Here is a 344-nt window from a genome sequence, read left to right on the forward strand (position 1 = left end):
ACAATCAGAAGCAGTAGTGGTGGAGCCAAACGGGATCGAACCGTTGACCTCCTGCGTGCAAGGCAGGCGCTCTCCCAGCTGAGCTATGGCCCCGTATTTCTACAGGCGTTTCCCACACAAAATTGGTGGGTCTGGGCAGATTCGAACTGCCGACCTCACCCTTATCAGGGGTGCGCTCTAACCAACTGAGCTACAGACCCAATTTCGGGCTGCTTCTTATCGTCTTCTTCAATGAATCAAGCAATTCGTGTGGGAACTTATGGAGCAGCTGAGTCGTCGATTAAGGAGGTGATCCAGCCGCAGGTTCCCCTACGGCTACCTTGTTACGACTTCACCCCAGTCAT

General features: G+C 53.5%; 2 tRNA genes and 1 rRNA gene. All 3 read right to left on the reverse strand.

Features of this window, described 5'->3' with window-relative positions:
* Positions 1-17: 17 nt before the first annotated feature.
* Positions 18-93, reverse strand: a tRNA-Ala gene (locus KW840_RS28320).
* Positions 94-123: 30 nt separating this feature from the next.
* A tRNA-Ile gene (locus tag KW840_RS28325) sits at positions 124-200 on the reverse strand.
* An 81-nt stretch (positions 201-281) separates the two neighbouring features.
* A 16S ribosomal RNA gene (locus tag KW840_RS28330) occupies positions 282-344 on the reverse strand; the annotation flags it as partial.

This window comes from Pseudomonas sp. PDM30 (genome assembly GCF_019218985.1).
Lineage (GTDB): Bacteria > Pseudomonadota > Gammaproteobacteria > Pseudomonadales > Pseudomonadaceae > Aquipseudomonas > Aquipseudomonas jessenii.